The 17,000-nt window shown below is 43.3% G+C and carries 14 protein-coding genes; 9 read left to right on the forward strand and 5 right to left on the reverse strand.

Going from position 1 to position 17,000, the window contains the following annotated elements; all coding sequences use genetic code 11:
- Nucleotides 1-129 precede the first annotated feature (129 nt).
- On the reverse strand, nucleotides 130-1,152 hold the full coding sequence (locus FTU95_RS10940; protein WP_180078523.1) for an AraC family transcriptional regulator: 1,023 nt from the start codon (nucleotides 1,150-1,152) through the stop codon (nucleotides 130-132).
- A 137-nt stretch (nucleotides 1,153-1,289) separates the two neighbouring features.
- Between FTU95_RS10940 and FTU95_RS10945 the strand changes: the two genes are divergently transcribed.
- The 3 genes from FTU95_RS10945 (at nucleotide 1,290) to FTU95_RS10955 (ending at nucleotide 5,358) form a co-directional block, all read left to right on the forward strand.
- The gene (locus FTU95_RS10945) at nucleotides 1,290-2,060 is read left to right on the forward strand and encodes a 3-hydroxyacyl-CoA dehydrogenase (RefSeq protein WP_005097220.1); all 771 of its coding nucleotides are present in this window, start codon (nucleotides 1,290-1,292) and stop codon (nucleotides 2,058-2,060) included.
- Between the two features lie 247 nt (nucleotides 2,061-2,307).
- Nucleotides 2,308-3,444 (forward strand): acyl-CoA dehydrogenase family protein, encoded by a 1,137-nt coding sequence (locus tag FTU95_RS10950; RefSeq protein WP_100355343.1) that lies wholly within the window; start codon nucleotides 2,308-2,310, stop codon nucleotides 3,442-3,444.
- Between the two features lie 267 nt (nucleotides 3,445-3,711).
- Complete coding sequence (locus tag FTU95_RS10955) at nucleotides 3,712-5,358, forward strand: AMP-binding protein (protein WP_180078526.1); 1,647 nt, start codon at nucleotides 3,712-3,714, stop codon at nucleotides 5,356-5,358.
- Between the two features lie 255 nt (nucleotides 5,359-5,613).
- Here the strand turns inward: FTU95_RS10955 and FTU95_RS10960 are convergent, their stop codons facing one another.
- Complete coding sequence (locus FTU95_RS10960; protein ID WP_005097216.1) at nucleotides 5,614-6,144, reverse strand: pyridoxamine 5'-phosphate oxidase family protein; 531 nt, start codon at nucleotides 6,142-6,144, stop codon at nucleotides 5,614-5,616.
- A 481-nt stretch (nucleotides 6,145-6,625) separates the two neighbouring features.
- Between FTU95_RS10960 and FTU95_RS10965 the strand changes: the two genes are divergently transcribed.
- From FTU95_RS10965 to FTU95_RS10980, 4 genes are all read left to right on the forward strand, one after another.
- Nucleotides 6,626-7,396, forward strand: a complete 771-nt coding sequence (locus FTU95_RS10965) for a HesA/MoeB/ThiF family protein (RefSeq protein WP_035337718.1) — start codon at nucleotides 6,626-6,628, stop codon at nucleotides 7,394-7,396.
- Between the two features lie 58 nt (nucleotides 7,397-7,454).
- Nucleotides 7,455-8,753 carry an AarF/ABC1/UbiB kinase family protein gene (locus FTU95_RS10970; RefSeq protein WP_100355340.1) on the forward strand — a complete coding sequence of 433 codons (1,299 nt, stop codon included), beginning with the start codon at nucleotides 7,455-7,457 and terminating at the stop codon, nucleotides 8,751-8,753.
- Nucleotides 8,754-8,889: 136 nt separating this feature from the next.
- A complete protein-coding gene (gene folB / locus FTU95_RS10975; protein ID WP_180078528.1) occupies nucleotides 8,890-9,270 on the forward strand; it encodes a dihydroneopterin aldolase in 381 nt (126 codons plus the stop codon).
- On the forward strand, nucleotides 9,227-9,664 hold the full coding sequence (locus tag FTU95_RS10980) for a 2-amino-4-hydroxy-6-hydroxymethyldihydropteridine diphosphokinase (protein ID WP_100355339.1): 438 nt from the start codon (nucleotides 9,227-9,229) through the stop codon (nucleotides 9,662-9,664). The genes folB and FTU95_RS10980 overlap by 44 nt, the downstream gene beginning before the upstream one ends.
- A 593-nt stretch (nucleotides 9,665-10,257) precedes the next feature.
- Here FTU95_RS10980 and FTU95_RS10985 read toward each other — a convergent pair.
- Nucleotides 10,258-10,959: a VIT family protein gene (locus FTU95_RS10985; protein WP_005097209.1), complete on the reverse strand. Its 702-nt coding sequence runs from the start codon at nucleotides 10,957-10,959 to the stop codon at nucleotides 10,258-10,260.
- Nucleotides 10,960-11,236: 277 nt separating this feature from the next.
- Between FTU95_RS10985 and FTU95_RS10990 the strand changes: the two genes are divergently transcribed.
- Complete coding sequence (locus tag FTU95_RS10990) at nucleotides 11,237-11,938, forward strand: DUF1003 domain-containing protein (RefSeq protein ID WP_180078530.1); 702 nt, start codon at nucleotides 11,237-11,239, stop codon at nucleotides 11,936-11,938.
- A gap of 142 nt (nucleotides 11,939-12,080) precedes the next feature.
- Here the strand turns inward: FTU95_RS10990 and coq7 are convergent, their stop codons facing one another.
- Nucleotides 12,081-12,716: a 2-polyprenyl-3-methyl-6-methoxy-1,4-benzoquinone monooxygenase gene (gene coq7, locus FTU95_RS10995; RefSeq protein WP_074383217.1), complete on the reverse strand. Its 636-nt coding sequence runs from the start codon at nucleotides 12,714-12,716 to the stop codon at nucleotides 12,081-12,083.
- A gap of 3 nt (nucleotides 12,717-12,719) precedes the next feature.
- Nucleotides 12,720-14,039 carry an MFS transporter gene (locus FTU95_RS11000; RefSeq protein ID WP_180078532.1) on the reverse strand — a complete coding sequence of 440 codons (1,320 nt, stop codon included), beginning with the start codon at nucleotides 14,037-14,039 and terminating at the stop codon, nucleotides 12,720-12,722.
- A 174-nt stretch (nucleotides 14,040-14,213) separates the two neighbouring features.
- On the opposite strand from FTU95_RS11000, the gene FTU95_RS11005 reads away from it, so the two are divergent.
- Nucleotides 14,214-16,970 carry an autotransporter assembly complex family protein gene (locus FTU95_RS11005; RefSeq protein WP_180078534.1) on the forward strand — a complete coding sequence of 919 codons (2,757 nt, stop codon included), beginning with the start codon at nucleotides 14,214-14,216 and terminating at the stop codon, nucleotides 16,968-16,970.
- Nucleotides 16,971-17,000 lie beyond the last annotated feature (30 nt).

The raw sequence follows: 17,000 nt of genomic DNA on the forward strand, positions 1-17,000 counted from the left end.
TATAATTAAATAGACAAAGATGATAAATTCTTCAATGGACATAACTGTAATTTTATTTTCTTGGTCGAAATTAAAGTGAGGTTATGTCCTTCTCATTTCAATGACTTAAAAAGTTGAGATTGGCGTAAATTATCTAATATTGTTTTGACGATAAGCTCCCGGACTGACTCCAGTCCATTTCTTAAAGGCACGATGAAAGGCGCTGGATTCCTGGAAGTTGAGCTGGTCACTGATGTCTTGCAAGCTTTGCTCAGTACGCGTCAATAATTCGATTGCGGTATCCCGGCGTATTTCATTTTTTAATTGCTGGTAGCTGACCCCTTCGCTTTTTAAACGCCGTTGCATGGTCGCCTCGGACATATTCATTTTTGAGGCAAGATCATTCAGTTCTAGCCATTCTGACGGTGAAACTTGCAGAAGCTGTCTGCGAATCTGGGTGCTGAGTGCATAAGGATTTTTAAAACGCACCAATAAATTGTGAGGCGTTTGTTGAATAAACTGATACCAGGATTGAGCATCCTGCTTAATCGGCAGTTGCAGATAGCTTGCATCAAACTGCACATAGTTTTCACTGGCCTGATATTCAATCTGTTCACAAAAACGGACTTTATAATCAAAATCATCGACTGGTGCAGTACATTTTAATTGAATCTGATTCAGTAAGATCCGTTGTCCACTTAACCAGCAGATCAAGGTATGAATCAGCATCAGATAGGTCGCATAACTAAACATGCGTTTTGTAGATTTTAAATCATAAATCACGATATAGGCATAGTGTTCCTCAACGAGAAGCGTGCTTTGCAGATCGTCCAGAATCAAGTTGAGAAATTGCAAAATGTGTTGTAGCGCCTTTTCCAATGTATCTGCCTGCATAAGCATTTTTGAAAGCAATTTAAAGCTGCCACGGCGCATGGCATGACTGTCCATGCCAAAAAATTCGTCATTCATGCTGTCTGCAAGCACTGTCCATAATTGGGCAAACTGGCTTACCGACACGCGCGCTTGAGGTGCATTGAGTACTTCGGCTGGAATATTGGCTTTTTTCAGAATAGTAGAGATATCAAATTCTAATCGTTTGGCATCGAGCAAGGCTTCCTTGACCAAGTCGATCGAAATAGTCCCTTTGCTATATTCCAGTGCAGGCTTATGCATGTTCAGTGTGACATCCTCATTTTTATTGTCCAAATACCTCAGGCAAGATGCAATATTTGGAAATTGTACAGAATAAAAACTCTGTTTACTCTGCATATTAAGTCGTATCTCAAATAGAAAATTATCAGGGAAGAAATATGAAAATTCAGGGAAAAGTCGTTGTGATTACCGGGGGAGCATCGGGTTTGGGTGCAGCGACAGCCACGCATCTGGTTGCACACGGTGCCAAAGTGATTCTGGTCGATATGAATCAAGAGCAGGGTGAGGCATTACAGCAACAACTGGGTGAGCAGGCTGAATTTGTACAGCTAGATGTCACCGATGAGCAGGCCGTAGAAACGTTCTTTGCACATGTCGAAAATGCGTATGCTCAACTGAATGGTTTGATCAACTGCGCAGGTATTGCACCTTCTGCCAAAGTGCTGGGGCGTAACGGTATTCATGAATTGGCGATGTTCCAAAAAGTGCTGAATATTAACGTGAATGGCACATTTAATATGCTACGTCATGCAGCGGCGTTAATTGCAAAATATGAACTGCAATCTGGTGAAGAAGAGCGTGGCGTGATTGTAAATACCGCTTCGGTCGCCGCTTATGATGGTCAAATTGGCCAGACCGCTTATGCTGCTTCCAAAGGTGCAGTGGTGGCGATGACTTTACCTTTGGCTCGTGAACTGGCACGTGAAGCCATTCGAGTGATGACCATCGCCCCGGGCATTATGGAAACCCCGATGCTAAAAGGTATGCCGCAAAATGTTCAGGATGCTTTGGGACAAATGGTGCCATTTCCATCACGTTTGGCTAAACCTCAGGAATTTGCCCAGCTGGTGGGGCATATTTTTGAAAATAGCTATTTAAATGGTGAAGTGATTCGTCTGGATGGCGCGATTCGCATGCAGCCTAAATAAGTCTTCGATTTATATAGGACATGATGATTTGCACAGCTGCCAGTTTCTCATTGAATTTAAATGACTTTGTTTAAGCATGCATTTTCTTTTGAAGGATCAAAAGAAACAAAAATCCTTTGCGAAACTGAAGATACATCCCTGTATCTCAGTTTCGCAGGCGACATCCATGCCGCCTTAACTGACGTTCCAACGATCTCAATAGTAAAAAGCTTGAAGTAAATAAAATAGATATAGAAAGGGAAGTTCAATGATTTTAAATGATGAACAAAAAATGATTCAGGACATGATGCGCAATTATTCGCAGCAGAAACTGAAACCAACAGCGGCCTTACGCGATAAAACAGCACAATTTCCTGCACAAGAACTCAAAGAACTGGGTGAGCTTGGCGCACTGGGTATGACCGTTGCTGAAGAATGGGGCGGTGCAGGTCTGGATTATGTTTCTCTGGTTTTGGCACTTGAGGAAATTGCCGCAGGAGATGGGGCAATTTCGACTATTATTAGTGTGCAGAATTCTTTGCCTTGTGGGATTACCCAGCGTTATGGCACCGAAGCACAGAAACAGCAGTATTTAACTAAACTGGCCACCGGTGAATGGCTGGGTTGTTTCTGCTTGACAGAACCTCAGGCCGGTTCAGATGCCAGTTCTTTAGAATGTAGGGCCGAACGTGATGGCGATGAATGGGTACTTAATGGCACCAAGCAGTTTATTACCACGGGCAAACATGCACAGATCGCATTAGTCTTTGCTGTGACAGATAAATTGGCAGGGAAAAAAGGCATTTCATGTTTTCTGGTACCGACCGATGCACCGGGTTATATCGTGTCACGCCTAGAGGAGAAAATGGGTCAGCATTGTTCCGATACCGCGACGATTGTTCTGGATAACTGCCGGATTCCGGTGGAAAACCTGCTGGGTCAGGAAGGTGAAGGCTACAAAATTGCCTTGTCCAATCTTGAATCTGGTCGTATTGGTATTGCAGCACAATCAGTCGGGATGGCTCGGGCTGCGCTGGATGCAGCGGTGGAATATGCCAATGAACGTAAAGCCTTTGGTGTAGAAATTGTGCAGCATCAGGCAGTGGCTTTCAGGCTGGCAGATATGGCGACACAAATTGAAGCGGCACGTCAGCTGACCTTGCATGCGGCAACTTTAAAAGATGCTGGTTTAGCCTGCTTAAAAGAAGCCTCAATGGCAAAACTGTTTGCATCAACCATTGCAGAACGGGTCTGTTCCGATGCGATTCAGATTCATGGTGGCTACGGTTATGTCTCTGATTTTCCAGTAGAGCGTATTTACCGTGATGTGCGCGTGAGCCAAATTTATGAAGGTGCATCGGATATTCAACGTTTGGTGATTGCGCGTGAAGTCTGTCAACGTTGATTTTGATTAAAAAATAGATTTTGGTCGATATTCAAATCTGGCATTTCGGTTGATGGATATGGAAATTGCCAGGATCAAGCAACCCTGATTAGCTAAAGACAGACAGTACGCAGAAGATAAATAAAGCAGCATGATTCATGTCTTAGTCATCAGGCATGAATTAGATGTGAAGAAACTATGCTGATGGAATCAGCAGGAACAACAACGATAAGTGGACACACTCAGGCAAGGTCGCCTGAAAAATACAACAGGATAGAGGTTGTCGTCATGAAGACACTAGAACAAGCATATGTTGATTTCAATTTTGAAAATATGGTTCAGGAACATCTGGCTGGAAATGCAGAGTCCATCAATGCCTATACTGAATGTTGTGGACGTTACCTTGGCCAAAACCGAACCGCACTGATCTGGGAAGGCAAAAATGGTCAAACAGAGCAGTGGACATTTGAACAATTGGCAACTGCTTCAGGACAGCTGGCCAATTATATGCATTCTCTGGGTTTAAAAGCAGGAGATTGTATAGCTGGACTACTGCCAAGAACACCTGCACTCTTAATTACTATTTTGGCCACCTGGCGGATCGGTGCTATCTATCAGCCTTTGTTCACTGCCTTTGAAAGTAAAGCAATTGAGCATCGTATGAGTACAGCCGCTACTCAACTGATTGTCACCGATCAAGAGCAGCGCTTGAAACTGCATGATCTGAATATTCCAAATATTCTGACCGTACATCAGGCAGTGGCAGATCATTATCCGGATGCTGACTTTTGGACCGAGTTAAAGCAGCAGTCAGAAGAGTTTGAGCCAGTGAGTGGCCAATTTAATGATATTTTTCTGATGATGTTTACTTCAGGCACCACAGGCTTGGCAAAATCGGTTCCTGTACCTTTAAAAGCGTTGTTGGCCTTTAAAGGCTATATGCTGCACGCCGTAGATCTGCGAGAAGAAGATTCCTTCTGGAATCTGGCCGACCCAGGCTGGGCGTATGGACTGTATTATGGCATTGCAGGGCCGTTGAGTTTAGGGCACAGCATTATCATGGATGAACGTGGCTTTAGTGTCGATAACGCCGTACAAATCATTCAAAAATATCAGGTCAGCAACCTGACTGGCTCGCCAACTGCATTCCGGATGTTCTTTGGCTTTAAAGAAAAATTTGATGCAGGCATCAGTTCGCATTTGCGTGTGGTCAGTAGTGCAGGTGAACCGCTTACGCCTGAAGTGATCCAGTGGTTCAATCATGATTTAAATGTGAATATTTATGATCAATATGGACAGACTGAACTCGGTATGGTGATCGCCAATCATCATGGCTTGGAGCATCATAAAAAAGTGGGTTCAGCTGGATTTGCGATTCCGGGGCATCGCTTTGCGGTATTGAACGCAGAACATCAGGAAGTCGAAAAAGGCGGGATTGGAATCTTGGCAATTGACTGTTCGGCTTCACCCTTGATGTGGTTTAAAGGCTATGCCGGTCATAATCGAAAGTCTTTTGTCGGGCAGTATTATTTAACCGGTGACACTGTAAAACTGAATGAATATGGCGGTATTGATTTTATTGGGCGTGCGGACGATGTCATTACAACTTCGGGCTATCGTGTAGGGCCTTTTGATGTGGAAAGTACCTTGCTGGAATGTGAAGAAGTGCTTGAATCTGCAGTCGTCGGTAAACCAGATCCAGAACGAACAGAAATTGTAAAAGCCTTTGTGGTACTTAAATTAGCCTATCCAGCCACTGAGGAACTCATGCTGAAGCTGCAAAGCTATGTGCGTTCACGCCTATCCAAGCATGCCTACCCAAAAGAGATTGAATTTGTCGAGTGTTTACCTAAAACGTCGAGTGGAAAAATTCAGCGAAATTTACTCAAACAGCAGGAAATTGCCAAACTTCAAGAAATCAAACAAGTTAGTTAGTTTTTAAAATTAATCTGTTAAGTAAGTGCCAAAAGGCTGCCATGGCAGCCTGTGGTTTTTTGACAAAATACAGCATTTTCTAGTTAAATTTTAAATTAGAGATAGGACTGATTTTTACAAGATTTTATTTTCAAAAGTACGAATTAAATTAAGCGAAATACATGGTTGATGTAATTACATTGAAATTATGACAAGGTTTAAGATTAAATATATCAAAAATTTAGCCTCTTAATCTTAAGAGGCTAAATGTATCCATTACCAAATATTGGTTTGTAAATTTACTTTTTGGTGTTCCGCATGTGGCTCACCCGCTTCACCGGTAACGCCACCTTTTAAAGCTTTAAAGAGCTGGGTGACTTTGTTGTCGGTCACATTCCAGTATTCAGCGCTGACCGCTTCAGCAATCAGTACCCGTACAGTCGGATCATCCTTGCCATCAAACCAGTTTTCTGCCCATGGATTCCACAACTGTTCAATCAGAATACGATCGGTACTAATCTGGGCATGGGCACTGATTGACACATAAATACCATCTGATGGTTTTGCAAAAGACAATCCAATTTGACCACGGCCTGTTTCTGCTGCTTTGACCAGATCATTGGTATTACGCAGGATGAAATATAAATTTTGACGTTCATTCATCTGTTCGGAGTTCAGCATGGTCATTGGCTGGGAATGGATTTCATGGGTGTCAGTTAAATGGCTGATCATGGTGTAACGGACATCCTTGATCAATTCCCATAATTTTTCACGATTATCATGTTGAGTATTGTTATGCTCGGTCATGTATGTTCTCCATACGATTTTATGAAAACTTGAAAAGATTGCTTGGTATTTTCAGATTAATCATATTTAGAGACAGATGCCTGAGGTCTCACTGAACTCATACATTTTTATACGCAAATGCAGGCAGAGACTACAGAATCGCTAAACAAGACAACTTAATGTACAGGGTAATTTAATAGCAAAGATTTTAATAACAGCAGGTCTGACGCCTTTTATAAACTGGAGAGCCATTTGCCGGAACTGTTTAATTGAGGTGATTCAAAAAAATCATGCCAAGCCCTAGTGGCTGCAGCTTGATACCGAGCGTTTAGCTGATATGCTATTTGGCTCAGCGATGGCCAAACCATTTATTGATGTGCTGTGAATTGACTGTGAAATTGATCTTCCAAAGATTTTTAGCCTTTAGAAACATCAGTAAAGCCAATTTTGCGATCATTGTTAAAAATTTTCGAAACAAGGAAAGACGTTGTCTACATTTAATATGGATGCCATATCCCCAGAATTCGAACTCACCGATGCTGAATTACATTTGTATAGCCGTCAGATTCTCTTAGATGACTGGGATATTGACGCTCAAGAACGGTTAAAATTTTCTAATGTCTGCATTGTTGGTTGTGGTGGAATTGGCTGTGCACTGGCAGAACTTTTGGCACGTGCCGGTGTAGGAAAAATTACCCTAATCGATCCAGATACGATCGAGATGAGCAATTTACAGCGACAACTTGCATTTACACCGCAGGATCTTGGACTTTACAAAGCAGAAATTCTGGCGAAACGACTGGGCCAAATTAATCCAAACGTACAGGTTGAATATATTAATCAGGCCTTAACGGCTGAAAATGCAGTCAGTGTGATTCGGCATCAGGACTTGGTGCTGGATGGTTGCGACCAGTTTGCGACACGTTATCTGGTTAATCAGCGCTGTGTAGAACTGAATGTACCTTTGTTGAGTGCCTCGGCGATTGGCCTGCAAGGGCAACTTTTTATGCTCGAAGGGGATTCGGCCTGCTATGCCTGCCTGTTCCCACCCGAGAATCAGGCCGATGAAAGTCTGCGCTGTGCAGATTCCGGAGTACTGGCGACCACGCCTAACGTGATGGCCAGCTTGCAAGCCCATCATGCCTTGTTATATCTGGGTTTGGGATTGATGCCACTCAGACAAAAACTGCTGTTATGGGATGGATTGAGTTTTAAGCAGCGGATTCTCACTTTCGAAAAAGATACAGATTGTCCGATCTGTCAGGCAAGATAAGCCTGCAAATTAATATTTTTTTGCTACACTGCATGTAATTAATTTTTCCTAAGACATTATGAAAAACAATATCTGGTTAGATGGAATACGTTCAGTTGCCCGCATGGGAGAAACAGCGGTCGTTGCGGCAAAGGCGGGCTTTAAATATGCTACTGAAAAGCCAAGCAATGCCAAACTCATGCGGGAGACTTTTGAATCTCTGGGTTCAACTTATATCAAGCTGGGGCAGTTTATTGCCAGTACGCCGTCTCTATTTCCGCGTGAATATGTAGAAGAATTTCAGGGCTGTCTGGATCAGACTCCACGCTTGCCGTTCAGTTATATCCAGCAAGTGTTGGCCTCTGAATTTGAAGGGCGTAATCTGGATGAGATCTTTGCCTCGATTGATGAAACGCCATTGGCCTCTGCGTCTATTGCACAGGTGCATGCGGCCAAGCTGGTGTCTGGCGAAGATGTCGTGATTAAGGTACAAAAACCGGGTGTGGAAACCATTTTATACACCGATTTAAATGTACTGCACTGGGCGACCAAAGTGCTGGAAAAAGCCGTGCCCAAAGTCAAATTCGCTTCGCTGGCCGATATTGTTGATGAAATCAAAACCCGGATGGTACGTGAAGTTGATTTTATCGAAGAAGCACAGAATCTGGATGATTTTGTCAATTATCTGAATATCACCAATAATAAGGCAGCGACTGCACCTAAGGTTTATCATCAGTATTCGACCCGTCGTGTGCTGACCATGCAACGCTTGTATGGTGTGCCATTGACCGATTTTGAAGTGGTCAAAAAAGTATCCAAAGATCCATCTCAAGTACTCATTACCGCAATGAACACCTGGTTTGGCAGCCTGATGATGTGTAACAGTTTCCATGCCGATCTGCATGCAGGCAACCTGATGCTGCTCGAAGATGGCCGTGTCGGTTTTATCGATTTTGGCATTGTTGGCCAGCTCAAACCTGAGGTATGGACGGCATGTATGGCATTTATGGATTCATTGCAACATACCAATTATGAGTTGATGGCACAGAACATGCTGAAAATGGGTATGACTGCTGTGCAGATTGATACCAAAGTTCTGGCAGCGGATCTTGAGCGTTTATTCAGTGGCGTATTGATGGCAGACCCTCAGGAGCTGTTAACATCAAATCCGGCTGATCTGAACGATATCATGATGGATATGGTGGCTGTGGGTGAGCGTCACGGGATCCGGTTCCCGCGTGACTTTGCCTTGTTGTTCAAGCAAATGCTGTATTTCGACCGTTTCATGCGTATTCTGGCGCCATATACCGATATCTATGCCGATCAGCGTTTGCAGATGGTGCAGAGCATGGATCCGAATCTGCTGTTAAAGCATTAATTTAATCCCTCCCGACCTCCCTTTCTAAAGGGAGGAGTTTCTCATTGCTTGATAAAGTAGAAGCGATAAAAGTCCCTCTTTATAAAAGAGGGATTTAGGGAGATTAGTTGTAAATATCATATTCTCGAGCAATCCAATGGACGCCATTATTATTGAAGGTTTAAAAGTTGAGACAGTCGTTGGCTGCTTTAACTGGGAGCGTCAAATTATTCAGCCTTTAATGCTGGATTTGATCATTCAAACCGATTTAGAACAGGCATCAAATTCAGATGCTCTTGCAGATACGCTGAATTATGCAGAAATTTGTGAGATTTCAGCCAAGGTCATTCAAGAAGCTCAGCCTGAATTGATTGAACATGCAGCAAAGTTAGTGCTGAATGCACTTTTTACTACCTTTACAGCAATTGAATCGATTAATATTACGATCCGTAAGCCTGCCATTATCGCGCAAGCCAATTCTGTAGGGATACGTCTTGAACGCCACCGAAACGATTTTCGCTCTAGCATTAGCGAGTAATTGTCATCCTCAGCAACATTTTCAAGCTGCACAGCAAGGTATTTCTGAATGGGGAGAAGTCCAGTTCTCTCCCATTTATAGGATTCCTTGCCGGGATGGCATTGGAGCTGACTACTGGAATGCGGCATGTCTATTAAAAAGTTCGGTGTCGAGTGCAGAAATTATTGAGCTGCTTAAACAGCTGGAACAGGCATCAGGGCGGACACGTCCATCGCATCAAATTACCCTGGATGTAGATCTGATTGCCTGGGGATCAGATCTTCGACATATGCAGTTTAATGAAAAAAAATTGCCCCTGGCTTTGGATGTAAAAGTTCCCATGTTTGATATCTGGCAAGACCCTGTATTCGAGCATGAGTTACATTGTTTCCCAAGAGTTGAACAGCTGATTTAAATCAAATCACCTAATTTTTTGCTGATGTAATTTATGCAATACGAATGTTTAAAAGCCTGATCAAGCAAGATCAGGCTTTGTTATGATTTAGTTTTTGTATTTAGATCAAAAGAAAAATTCAGCGAAGATGGGGCAGATGAGATTAGAAAAAATTTAAACATAAAAATATGAGAAATCTTGGCTTATGTCATTTTAATCCTCGTGATTCTTTATATCATCCAATGGGGATTTCATGGTTTTCCGACAGGTAATTCATATGTGATTGATTTGAAGCCATAGAATTTATTTTAAGTTCGGTAAAAATCCTCAAAGCAGTAAAAATGCATCATCGCGCTTTTACTTTTTCTTGTTATAAAAAATAATCAGCAATACGATAATGATCACCAAGATGGCAAGAATGATCGCAGTTTCCATAACAATACCTCTCAGACATAGATCTTAAGGTTTAAGCGTCTAAATTAAAACTGAACGTAAATTAAAATAAACTCAAGTTTTGTTAGAGCCGTTAGTTTTTCGAAAAAACATTTTTCAGTGATGTTAATAGAAGAACCACTCAATCCTATTCTGTATTTAACTAAAAAATAAACCCATATTTAGGCAACAGACACATTAAATAATGATCCGATCCAGGCGCTAAATAACATGGCGATAATTCCCCACAGCATCACCCGGACTGCACCTCTCCAGACACTTACTCCACCGGCATAGCTCGCCAGTGCACCCATCATCCCCAAACTTAAAACGCCAATCAGCATGACGCCTTTATCCAGATAGTGTTCCGGTAGAATCATGATTGAAATTAAAGGAAATAATGAACCTACCGTAAATGCCATAGCCGAAGAAAATGCAGCGAGAAAGGGCTGAGCCGAGGTATGTGCTGAAATACCAATTTCATCCCGGGCATGGGCATCCAAGGCATTATGGTCGGTCAGCTGTTCAGCGACCTGTTGTGCCAAAGCGGGTTCCAGACCTCGTTGTATATAAATCGTTTTGAGTTCATTTAATTCATGGGTGGGATGGCGTTGCAGTTCGCGCTCTTCCATGAGTAGATCATTGGTTTCAATATCTTGCTGGGATTTTACTGAAATATATTCACCGGCCGCCATTGATGCGGCGCCAGAAATCAATCCGGCAACACAGGTCACCAATAAAATTTCAGTGGATGCTCCACTGGCTGCGATACCCACCACCAGACTGGTGACCGAAATAATCCCGTCATTTGCCCCCAGTACAGCTGCACGAAGCCAGCCCGCACGTTCGATATAATGTTTTTCAAGATGGTATGAATGGCGCACAATGAAGCCCTTTTTTATTATCATTATGATTATAGTAAATTTAAGTCATGTATAGATAGTAGGATTGAATCGATCTGAAAATTACCTTGAATGATCAGATCATAGTGCGCTTGGTTAAGTATTTTATCAATCCAAAATAAAACCGAGGTGAAATTCATTTATTCAAAAGACCAGACGGACTTGATATATAATTGATATCCAAGGGATCAAACTTATTTAATAAAAACAATTATATAAAAATTATAGCTGAGTGAGCTGGTTTAAAAAGAGAATTATCATGAAAGAAAAAAATGAGAGCCATAAATGTTTGGTGTGCGGCAAGCACTTTCTTCTGAAAGATCTTACTCCGATGGGAACGGTCAGAAAAGTCATTACTGAAGAGATTGCCAAGGATATTCCAGTCTGGACGCCGCAAGATTATATTTGTCAGACAGATCTAACCCGCTATCGCATGCAGTATGTACATTCATTATTAAGTTTGGAAAAGGGTGAGGTCACAGATCTTGAATTTGAAGTCATTAAAAGTATGCATCAGCATGAACTGATTACTAAAAATGTGGAAACAGCATTAGAGCAAAAGTGGACTCTGGGCGAAAAGCTCGCCGATAAAATTGCAACTTTTGGCGGAAGCTGGACATTCTTAATTTGCTTTGCAATTTTTCTGGGTCTGTGGATTACGATTAATACGGTTGTTTTGGTAACTCAGCCTGCCGATCCTTATCCCTTTATCCTGTTAAATTTAATTCTGTCCTGTCTCGCGGCAATTCAGGCACCGGTCATTATGATGAGTCAGAATAGACAAGAGGCAAAAGACCGTCTACGTTCTCAAAATGATTATCAGATCAATTTAAAAGCCGAACTGGAAATCCAGCATTTACATGAAAAACTCGATCATCTATTAATGCATCAATGGGAAAGGCTGGCGCAAATACAGGAAATCCAGCTGGATTTACTCTCGGAAATGAGCAAGAAGTATTGAAATGAAAAGCTGTGGTATTTCTCATATTTTATATGGATTGTAAATAAAGGATGATCGCATATCTTTAGCGAATAAATTTAGATCAAAATTTGAGACACATTAAAAAGCCCACAATGCGTGGGCTGAGATCGGATCGATCTTTTTAAATAAAATAACTGGTCTTGGTCATGAGTTTGGAAATAGCTGTCATGGTGATTTTGACCGGAGCAGGCAGATCTACACCGCCTGCCTTCAAGGCTGTATCCCGATGATGCAGCTCATCTTCATTCATCTGTTCCAGAATGCGCCGAGAACGCTCATCTTGCGGCGGCAACTGACTGATATGATGCTGCAAATGCATGCTCACCTGACGTTCAGTTTCTGCGACAAAACCCAGACTGTATTTATCACCGGCAATTCCGGCCAGCGCGCCCATACCAAAGGACAGGCCGTACCAGACCGGATTGAGCAGACTGGTATGGCTATCCAGTTCTTTCAAGCGGTCTTCACACCAGGCCAGATGATCCTGCTCCTCAATCGCTGCCTGTTCCATTTCACGACGCACATTCGGAAGTTTTGCCGTCATGGCCTGACCATGATAGAGCGCCTGTGCACACACTTCACCACTATGGTTGACCCGCATCAAACCTGCCACATGACGGGCATCGCTCACCGTCAATTGTGTTTCTACCGGTTGGGCTGGATTTTCACGTTGTGCCGATGTCGTGCCCGGGACGAGACTGCGTAATGCCTGATCAAAAGAATGAATCAGCTTGTCGACACCTGTATATTGACGCATGAATTAATCCTCCAAGGGTGTTTTCGCGGTTTTGATCATGGGTTTGAGTCGGAAAAGCAGCCATAGGGTAAACAGGCCGCTCAACACTGCGGTAATACAAAAAAGTACTTTAAGATCAAGCTCTAAAATACTTAAAATAATAATCGAAAATATAGCAGAAGATACCATGAAAACGGCATTCAGAATGTTATTTGCTGCAACCACACGCGCACGATGTGAGCGGGGAGAATGCGCCTGCATCATGGCATACAACGGTACGATATAAAAACCGCCGCTAATTCCGAGTAAGGTAACGGCCAGCATTACATGGTAATAGCTCCAGCCTTGCCGAAAGACATCTGCCAGGCCGATTAATGCACCTGTACGTTCTGGAACAAAGGCCAGACTCGCGGCCAGATATAAGGCAAACACTACTAGACCGATTGCTCCAAAAGGCACCATCTTGATATTGACCTGGCTGCCACCAATTTTACGGCATAAGTATGAGCCTAACCCAATCCCGACAGAAAAAAAGGTTAAGAGCAGACTGGCGACATTTTCAGATGCATGCAGATTTTGTAACGTCAGCTGAGGAATCTGGGTCAGATAGGTTGCACCATAAAACCAGTACCATGAGTTGCCCAGTAAAATGGTAAAAATCAAAGGTAAGCTTTTGGCATATTTCAAGGTCTGCAAGCTGGTGCGAAAAAAATTCCAGTCAACTTGCAGCTCAGGCGCGGGAATACTTTGTTTCAGGATATAGCGACTGGATATATAACCAATCAAGGCGATGCTGATGACGGTTAAACTGATCCAGATCAGGTTGCCGGCGGAAGCTGCAATGACTGCACCGCCCAGAATCATACCGAATAGGATTGCCAGAGAAGTTCCGGACTGAAACAGGGCATTGCCGGACATCAGTTCATTCGGTTTCAGGACTTCAGGTAAAATCGCATATTTGATCGGGCCAAAGAAAGTGGAATGGGTGCCCATCAGGAACAGGGCAAATAACAGAATCCATAAATTGCCCATGAGGAAACCGACAGTTCCCAGCAACATAATGGCAATTTCCAGAAGCTTGAGATAGCGAATCAGCTGTGAACGTTCGTATTTGTCGGCAATTTGTCCGGCGGTGGCTGAAAAAATAAAATAAGGCAGGATAAACAGCAAAGCAGCCAGATTATTCAAGGTGCTGATGCTGGCCGATTGTTGCTGAATCCAGCCGTAGGTGATGACTAGGAGTAACGCTTGTTTAAATACATTATCGTTTAATGCACCAAAAAACTGCGTCAGAAACATCGGTAAAAAGCGCCGAGAAGCTAACAAATGTTCATTTTTGTTCATATAGAGCGTGCTACATTAAGTTTTATTAAGAAATGTCAGTTATGCGTAAACATTGAGAAAAATCATGTAAGATACTTTCAGCCATGTAAAGGTAAAAACCAATCAATTAAGCTCTTTAGCTTATATTTTTCGGTCAAATAATCAATTAAAGAATGTATTCGTTTCGAGTTTGCCATGCCTGCAAAGAAAAAATTTAAAAAAACGATGCTTCATCGCAGTATGGGGTCGCTTATACCACTTCAGAGTGGGGCACAGCTGTGTATGAGCATTTTTTTTATGATGTTATCCCATCAGAGCATGGCACAAACCGAACAGCCTGAAACACCTGTGGCCATTTCTCAGGCAGAAATGGTAGATGAACTGTCCAAAGAAGCGATGCGACAGGGACTGGTCACATCTGAAAATGAAGCCACCGAAAAAATTGAAGAAGCGATACAGCCGGAAGCATCTGTCGACAGCATGTTGATGCTGGAACAACAGCAAAATGCAGGCTCCGGTCTGGACGTATTTACACCGATCCAGTTCGATGATCTGGAAGAGCTGCCGATCCAGTCCATTGACCAGAACATGGCGAATGAAATTTATCGTGAGGCCGAGCAAGCCAAGCAGGAAGCACAAAATTATCGCAATACCCAGACCGCTGAAACAGTCGTAGCAGATATCAGTCAGCAAGAGTTACTTGAAATCAATCAGGCACCTGTAAATGTCGACCAGTTGATGCAATCGATTCAGGCAGACAGCCAGATTATTGTACAAAATAATGAAGCCGGCATGACTTTGCCAGAAGTAACGGGGCCACTTGTTGCTGAAGATGAGAAACGTCCCAATATTTTTAAACGACTATTTTATAAAATCCGTCCGCCACGTCAGATCATGACCGCGAGAGTTCCGCGAATTAGTGCGGATGTGGTGATTATGAACGGCGAAGGTATTGCGCAAAGCAATGGTATGCTGAATCGTAGAGCTGAGCCTGAAGGCTATCTGAATTTAAGAAATAATGTCAAAGCCAAACTGTCCAGTTTTACCCAGGAGTCTTTTGGCGACTTTAATTCCGCTTTGCCACAACTGCGAACCTTGTCCCGACAGGCGGCACAGGCAGTCGGTTATTACAATGCCCAGTTCAGGTTTGAAAAAATCTCTGATAGTCGCGTTCGGGTTTTTGTCACCCCGAATGAACCTGTGCTGATCACTACACAAAATCTGGAATTTAGCGGAGCGGGTGCGGAACAGCCACAATTCCAGGTCATCAGTCTTTTGCCTGAGCAGGAAGAGGGCGATATTTTCAATCACGGCAATTATGAACAGACCAAACAACGGATTAATACTGCCGCCAATAACAACGGTTATTTTGATTCATACTGGCGCTTGCATGATGTCAAGATTGCACAGCCACAAAATACGGCCGATGTAAATCTACGTTTCGAGACAGGCGAGCGTTACAAGCTGGGCAATGTCGAGTTTAGAATGAGTGATCCTGAAAAGGAATTTCCGCTGGATCGTGATGTACTCGAAAGTCTGGTCACCTGGAAAGATGGTGCAGACTATACCTTCTGGCGAGTGAATAGCCTGGCCAATAACCTGACCAACTCGCGCTATTTTAACTATACCCTGGTGGACGTAATTCGCCCTGATCCGGTTGACAGGGAGCTGGAGCTGGCACCGGATATTCAAAGCCTGATAGAAGAACAGAAACTTTCTGAAGATCAGGCGACTGCGACACAGCCTGATCGCTCAGTGGCATCTGCTAAAGAAGTCACTCAAAATGTCGTCGATGAAGACCAGTTTGCCGGTAGCCGCGATCAGGAAAATCCAAATTTAAGAAGCTTGCGGGTCGAGCAGCAGACCAAAGAAAATGAGCAGGAGCGTTTAAAGGCACAAGCGCGGGAAGAGAAGAAAGTTCCAGTGATTGTGACTTTAAATGCAGACCGTTTAAACAGTGCTGAACTGGGTCTGGGTTATGGAACAGATACCAATATCCGTCTACGTGGTCAGTACCGCCGCGCCATTGTAAATAAGCGCGGACATTCTTTTGATGCCAACCTCGAGTTGTCCGGTATCCGGCAGTCCATCGATGGTCGTTATAACATTCCTTATCACCATCCGCTGAATGATTATGTCAGTATTGTCGGTGGTTATGAGCGCGAAGAACGTGATGGCGTGGCTCAAGGTGAAGGTCTGCAAATTGAATCGGCAGTGCTGGGTGTAGACCGGATTATTAAAAACCCGCTGGGTAACTGGCAGCGTACTTTTGGAGCGCGTTACCGTCTGGATCGCTTGAAGCAGAATGGTTCTGTTGATTTTAACCAGATTCCGGAAGCGTTTCGCTTTAATACCGAAGATGAACAGCAGTCGTTACTGGTCGGTTATGAAGTTTCACGTACCGATACCGATCGTCGGGTCAATCCTACCAAGGGTTTCAAGCAGACCTACAAAGTCGAGCTGGGTAGTGAGGCGTTATTGTCTGATGCAGATATGGCGATTGTAAATGCAGGCTGGCGTTTTATCTATTCATTGGGTGAAAATGCAGATCATCAGTTTGTTGGACGTGCCGATGCCGGTTATATCTTCACTGAAGATTTTGCCAAAGTGCCGTATAACCTGAGATATTTCACCGGTGGTGACCAGAGCATTCGTGGTTTTGATTACAAGAGTCTTTCTCCGGAAATTGAAGGCTTTAAAGTCGGTGGTCAGGCCTTAGGGGTTGCTTCCTTAGAGTATAACTATCAGTTTAGGGAAGGCTGGCGTGCTGCGGTTTTTGCAGATGCCGGAAATGCTTATAATAAAGAGTTCAGTAATCCGACCGAATATGGTGCGGGTGTGGGGATACGTTGGGCCTCACCGATTGGACCGATTCGTATCGATGTGGCGACTGGATTGTCTGATGACAATCACCCAATTCGTCTGCATTTCTTTATTGGTTCGCAGTTATAAAACATCATTTTTTAAAAATAGTTATTTGGG

Source organism: Acinetobacter sp. YH12208 (genome assembly GCF_013418055.1).
Lineage (GTDB): Bacteria > Pseudomonadota > Gammaproteobacteria > Pseudomonadales > Moraxellaceae > Acinetobacter > Acinetobacter pseudolwoffii.